This window comes from Flagellimonas alginilytica (assembly GCF_042134605.1).
In the GTDB taxonomy this organism is placed as follows: domain Bacteria; phylum Bacteroidota; class Bacteroidia; order Flavobacteriales; family Flavobacteriaceae; genus Flagellimonas; species Flagellimonas alginolytica.
Map to the genome: position 1 here is coordinate 2,266,602 of NZ_CP169638.1, position 15,622 is coordinate 2,282,223.

At 42.3% G+C, this 15,622-nt stretch carries 14 protein-coding genes; 9 read left to right on the plus strand and 5 right to left on the minus strand.

Translation table 11 applies throughout. From position 1 onward, the window contains the following. Positions 1–12: 12 nt before the first annotated feature. The 8 genes from ABTP35_RS10025 to tsaB all read left to right on the plus strand — a co-directional run bounded on the left by ABTP35_RS10025 (position 13) and on the right by tsaB (position 8,945). Positions 13–1,269: an ABC transporter permease gene (locus ABTP35_RS10025; RefSeq protein ID WP_293296632.1), complete on the plus strand. Its 1,257-nt coding sequence runs from the start codon at positions 13–15 to the stop codon at positions 1,267–1,269. A gap of 35 nt (positions 1,270–1,304) precedes the next feature. Beyond that, positions 1,305–2,405 (plus strand): efflux RND transporter periplasmic adaptor subunit, encoded by a 1,101-nt coding sequence (locus ABTP35_RS10030; protein WP_224835431.1) that lies wholly within the window; start codon positions 1,305–1,307, stop codon positions 2,403–2,405. Positions 2,406–2,513: 108 nt separating this feature from the next. Continuing rightward, the gene (locus ABTP35_RS10035; protein WP_224835430.1) at positions 2,514–3,215 is read left to right on the plus strand and encodes an ABC transporter ATP-binding protein; all 702 of its coding nucleotides are present in this window, start codon (positions 2,514–2,516) and stop codon (positions 3,213–3,215) included. Beyond that, a complete protein-coding gene (locus tag ABTP35_RS10040) occupies positions 3,208–4,437 on the plus strand; it encodes an ABC transporter permease (RefSeq protein WP_293296629.1) in 1,230 nt (409 codons plus the stop codon). Before ABTP35_RS10035 ends, ABTP35_RS10040 begins: the two co-directional genes overlap by 8 nt. A 59-nt stretch (positions 4,438–4,496) precedes the next feature. Next, positions 4,497–5,696, plus strand: coding sequence for an ABC transporter permease (locus tag ABTP35_RS10045; RefSeq protein ID WP_262902805.1), 1,200 nt, complete (start codon positions 4,497–4,499; stop codon positions 5,694–5,696). A 37-nt stretch (positions 5,697–5,733) separates the two neighbouring features. Then, positions 5,734–6,852 (plus strand): efflux RND transporter periplasmic adaptor subunit, encoded by a 1,119-nt coding sequence (locus ABTP35_RS10050; RefSeq protein ID WP_293296626.1) that lies wholly within the window; start codon positions 5,734–5,736, stop codon positions 6,850–6,852. A gap of 43 nt (positions 6,853–6,895) precedes the next feature. Continuing rightward, positions 6,896–8,245 (plus strand): TolC family protein, encoded by a 1,350-nt coding sequence (locus ABTP35_RS10055; RefSeq protein WP_224835426.1) that lies wholly within the window; start codon positions 6,896–6,898, stop codon positions 8,243–8,245. Between the two features lie 16 nt (positions 8,246–8,261). Further along, positions 8,262–8,945: a tRNA (adenosine(37)-N6)-threonylcarbamoyltransferase complex dimerization subunit type 1 TsaB gene (gene tsaB, locus ABTP35_RS10060; protein ID WP_293296624.1), complete on the plus strand. Its 684-nt coding sequence runs from the start codon at positions 8,262–8,264 to the stop codon at positions 8,943–8,945. On the opposite strand, the gene ABTP35_RS10065 is transcribed toward tsaB, so the two are convergent. From ABTP35_RS10065 to ABTP35_RS10080, 4 genes are all read right to left on the minus strand, one after another. Then, the gene (locus ABTP35_RS10065) at positions 8,946–9,773 is read right to left on the minus strand and encodes a mechanosensitive ion channel family protein (RefSeq protein ID WP_224835424.1); all 828 of its coding nucleotides are present in this window, start codon (positions 9,771–9,773) and stop codon (positions 8,946–8,948) included. Between the two features lie 71 nt (positions 9,774–9,844). Continuing rightward, on the minus strand, positions 9,845–11,890 hold the full coding sequence (locus tag ABTP35_RS10070; RefSeq protein WP_313790256.1) for a thioredoxin domain-containing protein: 2,046 nt from the start codon (positions 11,888–11,890) through the stop codon (positions 9,845–9,847). 136 nt (positions 11,891–12,026) lie between these two features. Then, the gene (locus ABTP35_RS10075) at positions 12,027–12,227 is read right to left on the minus strand and encodes a dodecin family protein (protein WP_224835422.1); all 201 of its coding nucleotides are present in this window, start codon (positions 12,225–12,227) and stop codon (positions 12,027–12,029) included. A 71-nt stretch (positions 12,228–12,298) separates the two neighbouring features. After that, the gene (locus ABTP35_RS10080; protein ID WP_224835657.1) at positions 12,299–13,195 is read right to left on the minus strand and encodes a NifU family protein; all 897 of its coding nucleotides are present in this window, start codon (positions 13,193–13,195) and stop codon (positions 12,299–12,301) included. Between the two features lie 125 nt (positions 13,196–13,320). Between ABTP35_RS10080 and ABTP35_RS10085 the strand changes: the two genes are divergently transcribed. Next, positions 13,321–14,316 (plus strand): type IX secretion system membrane protein PorP/SprF, encoded by a 996-nt coding sequence (locus ABTP35_RS10085; protein WP_293296619.1) that lies wholly within the window; start codon positions 13,321–13,323, stop codon positions 14,314–14,316. An 86-nt stretch (positions 14,317–14,402) separates the two neighbouring features. On the opposite strand, the gene ABTP35_RS10090 is transcribed toward ABTP35_RS10085, so the two are convergent. Further along, positions 14,403–15,575, minus strand: a complete 1,173-nt coding sequence (locus ABTP35_RS10090; protein WP_293296617.1) for a vWA domain-containing protein — start codon at positions 15,573–15,575, stop codon at positions 14,403–14,405. Positions 15,576–15,622: the final 47 nt, after the last annotated feature.

Consider the following 15,622-nt stretch of genomic DNA (forward strand, 5'->3'; position numbering starts at 1 on the left):
CACATTGCCAAAATGTTCAATAAAGATAGATGGCGGGAAATTATCGAGGTGCTCACCACCAATGTATGGCGCACCATATTCACGGCATTTGGTGTATGTTGGGGCATATTTATCCTTATAGTGCTGTTGGCTGCGGGCAAAGGCCTGGAAAATGGCATAAAACAGGATTTTGGGAACATTGCCACGAACACCATGTTTATGTGGACACGTGCCACGACCAAAGGTTATGAAGGACTCCCAAAAGGTCGAAGATTTGAATTTAAAATTGATGATGTTCAGGCCCTTCGAGATAATGTTCCCGACCTCAGGTTTATTTCTCCCAGAAACCAATTGGGCGGTTTTGGGGGCAACAATAATGTGGTCCGAGGAATCCGAACAGGAGCCTATAATGTTTATGGTGATTATCCAGAAATCATCAATCAAGACCCAATGGCCGTAACCTCCGGACGCTTTTTAAATTACAACGACATCAACGAAAAAAGAAAGGTGGCCATTATAGGGCAGGGTGTAAAAAACGATCTGTATGATAAAGATGAAGATGCGATTGGTACCTATATTAAAATACAAGGGGTCAATTTTATGGTGATAGGCACTTATAAAAAAAATAATAGTGGAGGGGGCGAAGAAGGCCAAAAAGAAATATTTGTGCCCTTTACCTCCTTTTCCCAAGCATTTAATCGTGGAGAGGATGTGGGTTGGATGGCCATTACGGCAAACGATGGTAGTTCCATTTCTCAACTTAAGGACAAAATTGTAGCTGAGATGAAGAAACGCCATAAAGTACACCCCGAAGATACCCGTGCTGTGGGCTATTTTGATTTGTACGAGCAATATAATCGTGTAGAGAGTTTGTTCGGAGCATTAAAGGCGGTTGCCTATATCGTCGGAATTATGGTGTTGTTGTCCGGAATAATCGGGGTGAGCAATATTATGTTGATCGTGGTCAAAGAACGCACCAAGGAAATCGGGATACGCAGGGCTTTGGGCGAACAGCCGTGGTCCATAAAAAAGCAAATTTTGATGGAATCCATATTTCTGACCCTTATTTCGGGAATGGTAGGGATAATTTTTGGTGCACTGGTCATTTTTGGAATCAATTCCCTGCTGGACAATGTAGGTCCCGTGGATATGTTTATGAGTCCCAGCGTAAGTGTGGGCGTGGTAAGCGGAGCGTTGACCATATTAATGGTCTCAGGGCTTTTGGCAGGATTCATTCCAGCTCAGAGTGCCATACGGGTAAGGCCCATAGAAGCCTTGCGAACGGAATAAAAAGTTAAAAGAATCAATCAATAACATAAATTAAAATGAAAAAATCGGTAACCATTGTCATCTTGTTGCTCATCGTAATCGTATTCGGTGGCTCCATGTATTACCTATACCAGAAAAATGCCGAGGACCCGGTAGTATATCAGACAGAAACCCCTTCCACACAGACCATTGTAAAAAAAGCAGTGGCCACTGGCAGCATTCTTCCTTTGGAAGAAGTGTTGATCAAACCGAATATTTCCGGAGTAATAGAGGAAATATATGTTGAGGGCGGCGATTATGTAAAATCCGGAGATCTTTTGGCCAAAATTAAGGTAGTACCCAATCTCTCTGCCTTGAACGATGCCCGAAACGGAATAGATGAAGCCAAGATCAATCTGGATGATCAAAAACGAAATTACGAGCGTCAGTCCACCCTATTTGGCAAAGGCGTAATTTCTAAAACAGATCTCGAAAGAGCACAGGTTTCCTATGATCAGGCCAAACAAGCCTATGCGGCTGCCAATAAAAGGTTCGATATAGTTAAAACAGGAACCACGAGCGGTCTAAGTAGTTCGGCAAATACCATGATCCGGGCCACGGTGAGCGGAATGGTCCTGGAGGTTCCCGTAGAGGTCGGTAATCAAGTGATCGAAAGCAATACCTTTAACGAGGGGACCACAATCGCAGCAATCGCCGATGTGGATAAAATGATATTTGAAGGAAAAGTGGACGAATCCGAAGTCGGGAAAATTAAAGAGAACCTACCATTGGAAATCACTGTGGGAGCAATAGAGAACAAAGTTTTTGATGCTGTTTTGGATTATATTGCCCCTAAAGGCAAGGAGGAAAATGGTGCAATTCAGTTTGAGATCAAAGGAACCCTTAAAAAAAGCGACACAGTATTTATAAGGGCAGGCCTAAGTGCCAACGCTTCCATTATTTTGGCCAAGGCCGATAGTGTATTGGCGCTAAAAGAAGCCTTGGTACAGTTTGATGGAGATACTAAAAAACCATTTGTGGAGGTAGAAACCGCCGACCAACAATTTGAAAGGAAGGATGTGGAACTTGGTGTGAGCGATGGCATTTTTGTAGAGGTTAAGTCAGGGGTAACAGCTGCCGATAAGGTAAAAGTTTGGAACGCATTGGCAGAAGAATAAAGGGCATGGACGGGCTAAATCAAAAAAAAGTAAAAAATCCTGTAACAATTTAACAACATTTCTGTCTTACATACAGAGGTAAAAGTAAGATAGCTAACATCACCAATCATGATAGAAATCAAAGATCTTCATAAATCCTATAAAATGGGGAGCAACTCCCTTCATGTTTTAAAAGGGATAAACTTTAAAGTAGAAGAAGGGGAGCTAGTGGCCATTATGGGGTCTTCAGGATCTGGAAAATCAACTTTGTTGAACATTTTAGGAATGTTGGACGGTGCTGATTCCGGTGAGTATACCTTGGATGGTGTGCCGATCAAAAACCTGAGCGAGACCAAAGCGGCGCAATACCGGAACAAATTTTTAGGATTTATCTTCCAGTCGTTCAACTTGATCAATTATAAAAGTGCCGTAGAGAATGTAGCTCTTCCACTATACTACCAAAAAGTTCCGAGAAAAGAACGTCAGGAAAAGGCCATGAAATATTTGGAACGAGTAGGTCTAAAGCCATGGGCGGGACACTTGCCCAGCGAACTTTCCGGTGGACAAAAACAAAGAGTGGCCATTGCACGTGCCATGGCAGCGGAACCTAAAGTGCTTTTGGCAGATGAGCCGACCGGAGCCTTGGACAGTAAAACTTCTTATGAGGTAATGGATCTTATCCAAAAGATCAACGATGATGGAAATACCATTCTGGTCGTTACCCACGAAGAGGATATTGCACATATGTGCAAACGTATTGTACACCTTAAAGATGGTGTTATTGTAGAGGACAAGAAAATAGAACAAGTAAGAGCGGAGCAATATGTTTGATCGCGATATTTGGCAGGAAATATTCAATACGCTAAAAACCAATAAGCTTAGAACCTTTTTAACCGGTTTTTCGGTAGGGTGGGCCATATTTATCTTGGTTATGCTACTGGCTTCGGTTAACGGTATGCAGAATGGGTTTGTGGGCCAGTTCAATGATGATGCCACCAACTCAATATTTGTGCGCCCCGGAACAACTTCCAAAGCATACGGCGGGTTCGAGGCCGGAAGACGTATCCAGTTAAAAAATGACGACCTGGAATACATAAAGCAAAGCTTTCCAAAGGATATAGAATACATCAGTGCAAGATATTTTTCCAATACTACGGCAAGATATAAAAGCGAAACTGGTTCATATTCGGTGCAGGCTACCCACCCAGATCACCAAGCCATAGAAAAAACCGTAATTGTTGCCGGTAGATATATTAATGAGGCAGACGTGGTCAATAAGGCCAAGGTTGCCGTAATCGGACGAAAAGTTGCCGAAGACCTTTTTGATAAAGAAGATCCATTGGGGAAGTTTGTGGAATTCAATGGTTTGCCGTTTAGGGTAATCGGAATTTTTACAGATGATGGTGACGATAATGCCGAAAGGAGGATTTATGCCCCGGTGAGTACATATCAACGGATCTATGGAAATACAAACCATATTAACATGATCGCCCTTACCTATAATCCAACATACGATTTGTCCAAAGCACTCGAGTTTTCAGGTAGGCTAGAAGATTTAATGAAGCGACGGCATAAAATAGATCCAGAGGACCAAGCAGGTCTATATGTTTGGAACTATGCCCAAGCTTTTGATGATATCAGCAGTTTTACCGCAGTTTTAAAAGGAATCGGTATTGGGGTCGGATTTTTAATTTTGATCGCAGGTATCGTAGGTATCGGTAATATTATGGTGTTTACCATCAAAGAACGAACCAAAGAGATAGGTGTGCGAAAAGCCCTTGGGGCAAGGCCACGTCAAATTGTGAACTTGGTGTTGTTGGAGTCCGTTTTTATCACCGCAATTTCCGGCTTTGTAGGGCTGTTGTTCGCTTGGATGATTTTGGCAGCCTTGGGCCCCATGATAGAAACACCGGCCTTTAGTAATCCATCCGTAGAGCTTTCTACCGTGATTACCGCCACCATTATTTTGATAATCGCAGGAGTATTGGCAGGTTTGCTGCCCGCCATGAAAGCTGCAAATGTTAAACCCATTGTTGCACTAAGTGATAAATAGTTATGTGGTTATTTGATAGGGACTTGTGGATAGAAATTTTTCATACACTGAGCAAAAATATGTTCAGGACCTTCCTCACCATGCTCGGCGTAATTTTCGCGATGATCATCTTGGTGCTATTGTTGGGGTCGGCCAATGGTATGAGCAATGGTTTCAATAAATTGTTTGCCGGAACAGCATCGAACAGCTTGTTCGTTTGGGGTCAATCGACCTCCGAACCCTATAAGGGTTTTGAGCGTGGCCGTAGAATCCGATATAAGATCGAAGATGCCGATATCCTTAAAAAACAGATACCGGAAATAGAGGTGCTTGCACCACGTATTGAGCTGGGAAGCCATAGAGGCATAGTTACCGTATATAGGAACGGCCAGACCAGTGGTTCCGCTGTGTACGGTGATTATCCAGAAATAGACAACATTACCAAAAAGAAATTGGTGGAAGGGCGTTTTCTTAACCAAACCGATATTGATGGCTCAAAAAAAGTATGTGTAATCGGTGAGGAGACGTACAAACTTTTGTTCGACAAGGGTGAAAATGCCATAGGGCAGGATATTCGGATCAATGGGATATATTTTTCCGTAGTAGGAATCTACAAACCGAACAATAACATCAATATTGATGGTGAGAACGCTGTATTTATTCCTTTCACCACCTTTCAAAAAGCATTTAACTCCGGAGATAGGATGGGGTGGATGGCCATAGCTGTTGAAGACAATACTCCGGTGGCATTTGTAGAAAAGCAGATAAAGGACATCCTTAAGGCAAAGTATGACATACACCCGGACGATGAACGGGCCATAGGTAGTTTCGATATGTCCGAAATATTCAATAACATAACAGCTTTTACCACAGTATTGAAAGGTTTTTCATTTTTCGTGGGCATATTTACCCTATTGGCCGGGGTGATCGCCATTAGCAATATCCTTTTGATCACTGTCAAGGAACGTACACAAGAAATAGGGGTAAGGCGAGCTTTGGGAGCTACCCCAGTAATCGTAAAACGTCAGATTGTTGTGGAGGCCATAGTATTGACCGCCTTTGCAGGTCTGGTCGGATTTGCCATTTCTGTCGGGATATTATCACTGTTGGATGCGATGTTCGGCAGTGGAGACGACTTTCCGTTCGTAAAACCAATGATCAGTGTGCCACAATTTGTCATATCATTTGTTTTAATGGTAGGGCTTAGCGTGCTCATTGGATTGTTGCCGGCCAATAGAGCCGTAAAAATCAGGCCGATCGAAGCATTAAGAGAAGAATAAATCAATACAATTAAATAACGAAATCAAATAAACAAGAATGAACAAGTATGTAAAATACGCATTGATAGGGGTAGTGGTCATAGGTATTTTGGCCGCTGTAGTCTACTTTTTAAAGCAGAACAGTACTCCTGTAGAGCTGTATAAAACCGAAACAGCAGAAAAGAAGGACATTGTAAATAAAGTCATCGTAACCGGAAAAGTAATTCCTGAGGACGAGATCAATATCAAACCTCAAATTTCGGGAATTATAGATAAGATCCTTTTGGAAGAAGGTATGCGGGTAAAATCCGGTGATCTGATTGCGGTGATCAAAGTGGTTCCCAACGAACAATCCCTAAATCAAGCGGCAGGGAGGGTCCGTAATGCGGAATTGGCATTGAGCAATGCCAAGTTGGAGTACGACCGTAACAAGACCTTGTTCGATAGAGGCGTGATCTCCAACCAAGATTACAACAACCTAAAGTTGACCTACGAGCAGGCCATGCAGGAATTAAGAAATGCGCAGGCCGATTATCAGATCATAAGAAAAGGTTCCGCCGGAGGTTCTGCCAGTGCAAATACCAATATTAGGGCCACCGTTTCGGGTACCATTCTTGAAATTCCCGTAAAAGAAGGTGATCAGGTAATCCAGAGCAACAATTTTAACGATGGTACCACGGTTGCCACCATTGCCGATATGAACAAAATGATCTTTGAAGGGGAAGTGGACGAGGCCGAGGTAGGAAAACTACATGTTGGAATGCCTTTGGAAATTAGCCTAGGTGCCTTGGAAGAACAAAAATTCGATGCCAAGCTCAAGTTTATAGCGCCCAAAGGCGTTGAGGAAGAAGGAGCCGTGCAATTTAAGATAGAAGGTGATCTCGACGTAAAGGAAAGTGACAGCACTTCTTATGTAAGAGCAGGATATAGTGCCAATGCATCAATAGTGCTGGAAGAAAAGAAAGATGTATTGTCCTTAAAAGAAGCTTTGTTGCAATTCGATAAAGAAACCGAAAAACCCTACGTGGAAGTAGAAGTGGGCGAAAATGAATTCGAGAGAAGGGACCTTGAGTTAGGGGTAAGCGATGGAATAGATGTCGAAATAGTTTCAGGTATTGGAGAGAATGATAAAATTAAAGTCTGGAACAAGCTTGAACGAAAATCTGACGAAGACTAAGTCATGCTGAGCCATCATTTTAACAACCAAAATCAAAAAACGAATGAAAAATAGCATAGCAATAGTTCTACTGTTGTTCACCGTAACCTTTTCCAGTGCCCAAGTTCGCAAATGGACACTACAGGAATGTGTTGAATATGCCGTAGAGAATAATTTGACCATAGAACAATTTGAATTGGATTTGGAGAATGCCCAAATTGATAGATCCGACGCTTTGGGAGATATGCTTCCGAACTTGAACGGCTCAATGTCCGCTTCGAGCAATACCGGATTTTCCATTAACCCAACCAACAACTTGCCAACGAACAGTACGGCGTTCAATGTAAATGCAGGATTTAGTTCCAACGTTACACTTTTTGATGGGTTAAGGAACATTAATAGGTTGAACAGGGCCAAGATGAATGCCATTGCCAACCAATACCGCTTGGATAATTTAAAGGATGACATACGTTTGAACGTTGCCAATGCCTACTTGCAGGTAGTTTCCAATAAAGAACAGCTCAAAACTTTTAAAGCACAGTATGCGGTCACCGAACAAGATATGAAGAGGACCAAGGAATTGGTGGAATCCGGTGTTTTGCCACGTGGGGACCTTTTGGAAATCGAGGCAACTGCGGCCAATCAGGAACAGCAGATTATCAACGGGGAAAGCTTGGTGCTGATCTCTAGGGTGAATTTGGCGCAATTGTTACAGATAACCGATTATGAAAACTTTGATATCGCAGAAGAACAATTCGATATTCCCCCTTCGGATATTTTAAAAAATTCACCAAAGGTAATTTTTGACAAGGCAATGAGCTTTAGAAACGATATCAAGTTCTCGGAGTCGAACGTGGAATTGGCAGAACAGGATCTAAAAATTGCCAAAGGTGCTTATTTACCAACTTTGTCCGGATTTTTCCAATATGGAACCCGGTATTCCGATGTAACCCAAATTCCAGATGGTAACGGGGTGCCTTATACTCCAAATTTTACCGATCAATTATGGATTTTTGATGGTATTAGTTATGGCGCCCAATTGAATGTTCCCATCTTTAATGGGTGGAGCGCCCGTAATAATGTGAAAAGATCTAAGATCAGCTTGGACAAAGCCAGGTTGCAATTCGAGCAGGATAAATTAGATCTGGAGAATACCATTCAACAGGCATATGTAGATGTGAATACCTTTGAGAAAGCTTACATCGCTGCCGAAAAAACACTGGAGGCCAGACGTTTGTCCTATGAGTATGCGAAAGAGCGCTACGATGTTGGTTTAATGAATGCTTTCGACTTTAGCCAAGCACAATCCAGAGTGGAAAATGCCGAGGCCAATGTAATTCGGACCAAGTACGATTATATTTTTCGATTGAAAATTTTGGAGTTTTACTTTGGTATCCCGATTTCATTAAACTAGTATCTTTGTGGCCAATATGGCCACACTATTACATTTAGAAACAGCAACTACCAATTGTTCCGTTAGCATATCCAAGAATGATGAAATCTTGGTCTTAAAAGAGAACAATGCCGCGAACTATTCGCACTCGGAGCAACTGCATATATTTATAAAAGAAGCCTTGGAAGAGGCTTCTTTGTCTTTTTCCGACCTGGATGCCGTTGCGGTTAGCAAGGGCCCCGGCTCCTATACCGGACTCCGAATAGGTGTATCTGCCGCAAAGGGTATCTGTTTTTCGGTGGATATTCCACTTATTTCTATTCCCACCTTACAAAGTATGGCCAATCAGGTTGATGTAAAGCCGGGCGAGTTGGTAATCCCCGTTCTCGATGCAAGACGAATGGAAGTTTACTCCTGCGTTTTTGACAACAACGACCAAGAAATCAGGGAAACTAGGGCAGAGATTATCGACGAGGATTCTTTTTCGGAGTTCGTTACTGCGCAAAAAATATATGTTGTGGGCAGTGGTGCCGAAAAAATAAAGGGTGTTTTGGAACACCCCAATTTTATTTTTGATACTACAGTAATACCTTCTTCCAAGGATATGGTAAAAATGGCGTTCAAAAAATTTGAAGCCGAACAGTTTGAGGATGTCGCCTATTTTGAGCCGTATTACCTCAAGGATTTTGTTCTCCAGCAAAAAAAGAAGAAAACTACTTGATTAATCTTCCAGTGCTTTGTGCATCACGCGTTGTGGGAACGGGATTTCGATGCCTGCCTCGTCAAAACGGAGCTTGGTTTGCTCGATCACATAAAAATGTGCTGCCCAAAATACATCATTGTTGGCCCAGAAGCGTAGGCTTAGATCTACAGAACTATCGCCCAGGTTGCCAACATAGACCTCTGGAGCAGGTTCAGTATTGATATTTGGATTGTCGGCACATATTTGCAGCAGAATTTCCTTGGCCTGTTTAATATTGGAGCCATAACCGATGCCGACATCAAATTTGTCCCTGCGTGTATCTTCCATATTGTAGTTCACCACGTTTCCATTGGATAACTGCCCGTTCGGGATGATCGCAATTTGGTTGCCAAAAGTACTAAGCTTGGTGTTGAAGATGGATATTTCCTTTACAGTACCGTCCACCCCTTGGGCCGAAATAAAATCACCGACCTTAAAAGGTTTAAAGATCAATATAAGCACGCCCCCGGCAAAATTGGCCAGTGATCCTTGTAGGGCCAAGCCGATGGCAAGACCTGCCGCACCTACCAATGCGACCAAGGATGAGGTTTTTACCCCCAGCTGTGTCACCACTAAAACAAAAACCAATGCTTTTAGGATAAGACTGATAAAACTCTGTAGAAAAGATTCCAAGGTTTCATCGTAATCCTTTTTGGCAAAAAAACGGCGCACCATATTGTTCACCAGTCGTATAAACCAAAGTCCGATAAAAAAGATAACGATCGCCGTGATCAAGTTGGGTAAAATGCTTAAAGACCATTCAACGGCCTGATCTACGTAATGCTCGTAATTTTCTAATTGTTTCATATTGTTTTTTTAGTTGTGGTCAACCTAATCAATATCCAAAAGAAATAAAAGAAATGGTTTTTAAACAAATGTTAATATTGCATGGTCTCGAACTGTTCCAGAACATCATCCGAGCTGGAAACCGGTAACTTACATGCGCCTTCAATACAGACATAGGCGAGTGTTTTTCCGGGTACTGCCCGGTTTTTTAATAGGGAAATGGTTCCATCTTGTTGCGACCCGACCAATATGCTGTTGGGAATGTAGACTTTGGCAATTGCTTGTGCCATGGTTTTGTGGTCGTTCCCCAAAATGGCGACCTCATAAAAACTTCGGTTAAGGAACAGGACCAAATGAAGCCAATTCGAAAAGCCTTGAGCCCTCCGGTCGAAGTCCTTTTGTACATTTTTAAGCATCTGTTTGGCAATAGTCCCATAATCTTCCTCCGGGTACAGTTTATGGAATTTGAACAGGTTGATCGCCATCATCGAATTGGAAGAGGATATTACATTATCATCGATTTCAATAGTTCTTCTGATCAGGGATAGGTCTTTGTCCGAAGTGTAAAAGAACATACTCGATTCTTTCTCCATAAAATGTGCAATGCTGTAATCGAGCAGATTTTTGGACAAGTTGAGCCACTTTTCATCAAAAGTTACCTCGTAGAGCGATAAGAATGCATCGATCACCGTGGCATAATCATCCAAAAAGGCATTAATGGTACTTTTTCCCTGTTTATGGTTTCTGTACATGGAGCCATCTGCCTTAATCATTTCCCGTTCAATAAATAGGGCATTTTTTATTGCTAATTGCAGGTACTCGTTTTCGTCCAAATAGCGATGGGCGTCTACCAATCCTTTTAGCATAAGCCCGTTCCACGAAGTCAGTACCTTGTCGTCCAACCTGGGTTTTGGGCGTTTCTCCCTTTCGGTTTTTAGCAATCGTAGGTTGTTTTTGATCTGTTTTCTCAGGCTATCTACCGGAATGTTGAATTTCTGCGCTATTTCCTCATCATTTTTATCCCTAATGAGCACATAATTATCTTCTTCCCAATATCCATAAGAATTAATATTGAAATAGGTTTGGAACACCTCAAAATGGTCGCCCAATAAATTCGAAAGCTCGTCCGCTGTCCAAACATAATAAGCACCTTCTTTCAAGGTGTTGTTTTTGTCCAAGCTGTCGGCGTCCAAGGAGGAATAGAAGCCGCCATTGCTGTCCAGGAGTTCTTCTTTGGCAAAAGTGATGGTCTCCGCAACCACATTTTTATACAATTCATTTTTGGTAACGGCGTAGGCTTTTGCATAAAGACTTGTCAATTGCCCATTATCGTACAACATTTTTTCAAAATGGGGTACATGCCATTTAGTGTCCACGGCATATCTGGAAAAACCACCGCCCACATGATCATAAATTCCACCGTAGGCCATTCGGGTCAATGTGGTGTCCACGAAATCCATGATATCCGATTTGTTGGTCGATGTGGCATAATGAAGCAGAAAATCCCAATTGTTGGGCATCATAAACTTTGGAGCCCGTTTATGTCCGCCCAAAAAAGTATCAAAATATTGGGACCAGTTTTGCACGGCCACATCCAATTGCTCTAAGGTATAGTGTTCATTGTCCGTGCTGTTTTCCACGAGATTTATGGCTTGCAGGCCATTGGTAAGGTCCGTGGCATATTGTTCGATCCGTGGTTTGTCTTTTTTGTATAGTTCGGCAAGTTGCTCCAAAGATTTTATCCAATTGTTCTTGGGGACATAGGTGGCACCCCAAAATGGCCGCCCATCTGGTAGGGCTACAATATTTAAAGGCCAACCGCCTTGACCGGAAATCATTTGAATGGCATCCATGTATATTTGATCCACATCCGGGCGTTCTTCACGGTCTATTTTTATGTTGATGAAGTCCTTGTTCATAACCTTTGCCACGGACTCGTCCTCAAAACATTCTTTTTCCATTACATGGCACCAATGGCAAGCGGCGTAACCAATGCTGATAATAAGTAGTTTGTCTTCTTCTTTTGCCCTTTCCAGTACATCGGGGTGCCAAGCCTCCCAATTTACCGGGTTGTGCGCATGTTGCAAAAGGTAGGGACTTGTTTCGTTTATCAGGGCATTGGTATGTTTGTGCGTCACTTTTTCTAAGTTTTGTTTACAACCGATCGTTAGGATACTGAGTATTGTGAATAAGCACACTTTTTTGATCATAACATACAGTTGGGGTAAAAAAAATGCGTCCAATGGTGGACGCATTTTCTGGAATTGAACGGTGTTACTTTACTTCGAAGGTAATTTTTACATTTACCCGATAGTCATCTATCTTTCCATCTTTTACCGTCGCGCTTTGTTCGTTGATGTAGATGGACCGGATATTTTTCACGGATTTGGAGGCTTGCTCCAATGCGTTGTGAGCGGCGTCTTCCCAACTTTTGCTGGAATTGGCCAATACTTCGATTACTTTTAATACTGCCATGGTCAATGTATTTTTAATGTTCCCTTCAATGTAATAAATTTTAATGGGAATATGGCAGGGTCAACGCTTTATTATCCGTTAAGGGCCACTACTTCGCTTATTTTTTCGCCCATCATATTTTTTAGCATGGTCTCGATACCATTTTTAAGGGTAAATGTGGATGATGGACATCCGCTGCAAGCTCCTTGCAGAATAACGCTTACGGTACCGGTCTCTTCCTCGTACGATTGAAAGAGAATATTACCGCCGTCGCTCGCAACGGCAGGTTTCACATATTCTTCTAAAATATCTATGATCTGCTGTGAGGTATCATCGTAATGGTTCTGTGTTGCGGTATTTTCGACCGTTTCTTTGGTTTTTTGAATTGCTTCCGCTGTTACTACGTCTTTCCCATCTGCCAAATAATCCCTGATAAACTCGCGTAGCTGCATATTGATCTCCTCCCAATCGGCAACGTCGTATTTGGTAACGGAAACATAGTTCTCGTCCATGAACACTTCTTTTACAAATGGTAGGTGGAAAAGTTCCATGGCCAATGGGGAATCTTTGGCTTCATCAATATTCTTGAACTCGTATGTGCTGGGTACGATTCGTTTATTGGAAACAAATTTCATCACCGCAGGGTTGGGGGTAACCTCGGCATAAACGGTAATGGGCTGTTTCTTTTTTACTTCGTCCTCGTTCACTATGGGTTCTCCGGCGTTGAGGTATTCCACCAATTGTTGGGCCACCTCATCCTTTACGTCGTCCCATTCCACAATATCAAAACGTTCCATGGCAACAAAATTGCTGGCTATGTAAACGGTTTTAACAAATGGAAGGTAGAAAAGTTGTTGTGCCAAAGGAGAACTTTTGGCTTCATCAATGTTTTTATATTCGTAGTTGCCCTTCACCAAAAAATGGTTCGCTTCCATTTTGATTATCTTGGGATTGTTGGTGGGAACAACAGTAATGTTATATTCTTTCATGTTGAATCTTTCCTGCAAAAATACCAATAGTTGGGATGTGTGACAAAATATTATAATAATGTCTGAAGCATACCGTTATCTTATTGTTTTATTGCATTGAACAACCATTTAGCCCCGACCGTCACATGAGACGTATCTTAACCTCGATCATCGTTGCCCTGTTATTTGGGTCCGCAGCCAAGGCACAGGAAGGAATTCCGGTGTATTTTGATTACTTGGCGGATAATTATTATTTGGTATACCCGTCCATGGCAGGGATCGCAGAGGGCACTAAAATTCGGTTGACAGCAAGAAAACAGTGGTTCAATGTGGACGAAGCTCCTAGCTTACAAACCTTGAACATCAACTCCAGAATAGGCGAACGCAGCGGAATCGGGGGTATACTCTTCAACGATTCCAACGGTTACCATTCACAAACAGGATTTAAGGGTACCTATGCCCACCACTTACAATTGGGAGGTGATTTTAGAACTTTAAACCAATTGTCCTTTGGATTGAGTGCCGGTGTTATTTTGAGTAGTTTGGACGAAAGTGAGTTTAGGTCCGTAATTCCAGACCCCATTGTAACCGGGGTAAAGAATACCACTAGCTATTTTAACGTGGATTTGGGCGTTTCCTATAATTTATTGGAGTTTTATGCCCATGCAGCCGTCCTTAACCTTTTGGGAAGCGGGCGAGACCTGTACACGGCCGCGGAGTTCGATAATTTACGCCGTTATTTGTTTTCTGTAGGGTATGTTTTTGGAAGAAACACAAGGGTAGAGCCCTCTGTTTTGTTTCAGGTGACAGATTTTACTAAAGAGAAGACCGTGGATTTCAACGCCAAAGTATATAGGGATGTTAGCTTTGGTACCGTATGGGCGGGATTGTCCTATCGTCGTAGTTTTGATGGGGCCCAATTCCAGACCAATGGTCAGTTCGGCGAACAACGGTTGCAGTTGTTTACCCCGATCGTGGGAGTAAATGTGAACAGGTTTATGTTCTCCTATAATTATTCGTACCAATCGGGAGATATCCGTTTTGATAATGGTGGATTTCATCAGATTACATTGGGGTACGATTTTGGGCAAAGTGATCAGGGCAAACGCTACGATTGTTATTGTCCGGCCGCCAACAATTAATATTCTATACAATTGTTTAAAAGGGAACTCGAGCACGGCCAAGTTAAAAACCCACCGCACCCGAATTTTGATCTATACATGTGTTTCTAATTGTTCCAAGTAAAGTTTTTCTTCGAAGCTTGTGCTTTTATGGCCGATAGCATGGCATTTTCCAGTTCACCTTTTTCGTTCTTTTGGTTTTTGGCGATGTAGGCCTCGCGTTTCGCGTTGAGTTCTTGTATCTGTTTTTGGATTTTTTCCCTTTCTTGTTTCTTTTCCTTTACGAAATTTTTTATCTCGCTTTCCGATTTTCCCTGAAGTTCCTTGGGTAAGTCCTTTTCCTTGATTTGAGTGAGTACGGTGGCGTCTTCCTCGGCTGCATCGACCAGGTCCCAACTTGAATTTTGGTACAGTCTGGAGCTTTTGCTTACCGCTCGTTTTACAACCACGACTTCTTCAAGTTCTGCGGCATTGGCATCTTGCACGGACTGAAGCTCTTTCTTTTGTCTGCCCATCGCCCCATAAGAAACATAAGTGCTGTTCAACTTGGAGTTCAGTTTAATTATGATGTCATCATAAGGGGTCTCGATATGAACGACCTGCCTGTTGTGGTCAATGGCCATATATTCACCACCGGTCAATGTGGCGCCATTCTTCCACATGGAGGAAATCCCTTGCTCATAATTCCCACAAAATATGGTGTTCACTATAATGTCCTTCTCCTTGGCATTTAAAGCCGCATCCTTATAATCCAACTTTCCTTGGGTAAAAGGTTCGTTTCCAGCAATGAATATCATTTTTAGGTCACCGGCATTTTTGCCCCAATCCAATTGTTTTAAGGATGTGTGGATAACCTCTCCACAATATTCCTCACCTCCATTAGTGGTCAGGGAAAACAGTTTTTCCGAAATCTCATCAAGATCCTTGCTAAACCCTAGTACCTGTCGTATGTATCCTTCGTGGGACGATAGGTTGTCGTTCCCATACTCATATAGGGCTATTTGTAACGATGGCCTAAGATCTGTACCACATTTGGCATGGGTAAATTCGTTTACAATATCCCACAGTTGGGCTTTAGCCTGATTGATCAATCCATCCATACTATTGCTGGTGTCCAAAAGCAGGGCAATTTTTACAAATTGTTCGGAAGGCTTTTCCTCGGTAAACTCGGTATATAAAGTGATTTTTTCGTTGCTGTGCGCTTTAAGGTTGCAACCGTAGCTGGTTCCAGTTGCCCCTATCAATATCGCTGTTGCTAAAAGGTGTTTAATATGTTTCATAAGGCAATAATTTTTAAAGTTGATGTAAATGTATGGGCCTCTTTTAT

What these genes read in the sequence shown, in the direction of transcription:
- ABTP35_RS10025 (WP_293296632.1), top strand. Translation starts at nt 13, where the DNA reads ATGTTCAATAAAGATAGATGGCGGGAAATTATCGAGGTGCTCACCACC.
- ABTP35_RS10030 (WP_224835431.1), top strand. Translation starts at nt 1,305, where the DNA reads ATGAAAAAATCGGTAACCATTGTCATCTTGTTGCTCATCGTAATCGTA.
- ABTP35_RS10035 (WP_224835430.1), top strand. Translation starts at nt 2,514, where the DNA reads ATGATAGAAATCAAAGATCTTCATAAATCCTATAAAATGGGGAGCAAC.
- ABTP35_RS10040 (WP_293296629.1), top strand. Translation starts at nt 3,208, where the DNA reads ATGTTTGATCGCGATATTTGGCAGGAAATATTCAATACGCTAAAAACC.
- ABTP35_RS10045 (WP_262902805.1), top strand. Translation starts at nt 4,497, where the DNA reads ATGTTCAGGACCTTCCTCACCATGCTCGGCGTAATTTTCGCGATGATC.
- ABTP35_RS10050 (WP_293296626.1), top strand. Translation starts at nt 5,734, where the DNA reads ATGAACAAGTATGTAAAATACGCATTGATAGGGGTAGTGGTCATAGGT.
- ABTP35_RS10055 (WP_224835426.1), top strand. Translation starts at nt 6,896, where the DNA reads ATGAAAAATAGCATAGCAATAGTTCTACTGTTGTTCACCGTAACCTTT.
- tsaB (WP_293296624.1), top strand. Translation starts at nt 8,262, where the DNA reads ATGGCCACACTATTACATTTAGAAACAGCAACTACCAATTGTTCCGTT.
- ABTP35_RS10065 (WP_224835424.1), bottom strand. Translation starts at nt 9,773, where the DNA reads ATGAAACAATTAGAAAATTACGAGCATTACGTAGATCAGGCCGTTGAA.
- ABTP35_RS10075 (WP_224835422.1), bottom strand. Translation starts at nt 12,227, where the DNA reads ATGGCAGTATTAAAAGTAATCGAAGTATTGGCCAATTCCAGCAAAAGT.
- ABTP35_RS10080 (WP_224835657.1), bottom strand. Translation starts at nt 13,195, where the DNA reads ATGAAAGAATATAACATTACTGTTGTTCCCACCAACAATCCCAAGATA.
- ABTP35_RS10085 (WP_293296619.1), top strand. Translation starts at nt 13,321, where the DNA reads ATGAGACGTATCTTAACCTCGATCATCGTTGCCCTGTTATTTGGGTCC.
- ABTP35_RS10090 (WP_293296617.1), bottom strand. Translation starts at nt 15,575, where the DNA reads ATGAAACATATTAAACACCTTTTAGCAACAGCGATATTGATAGGGGCA.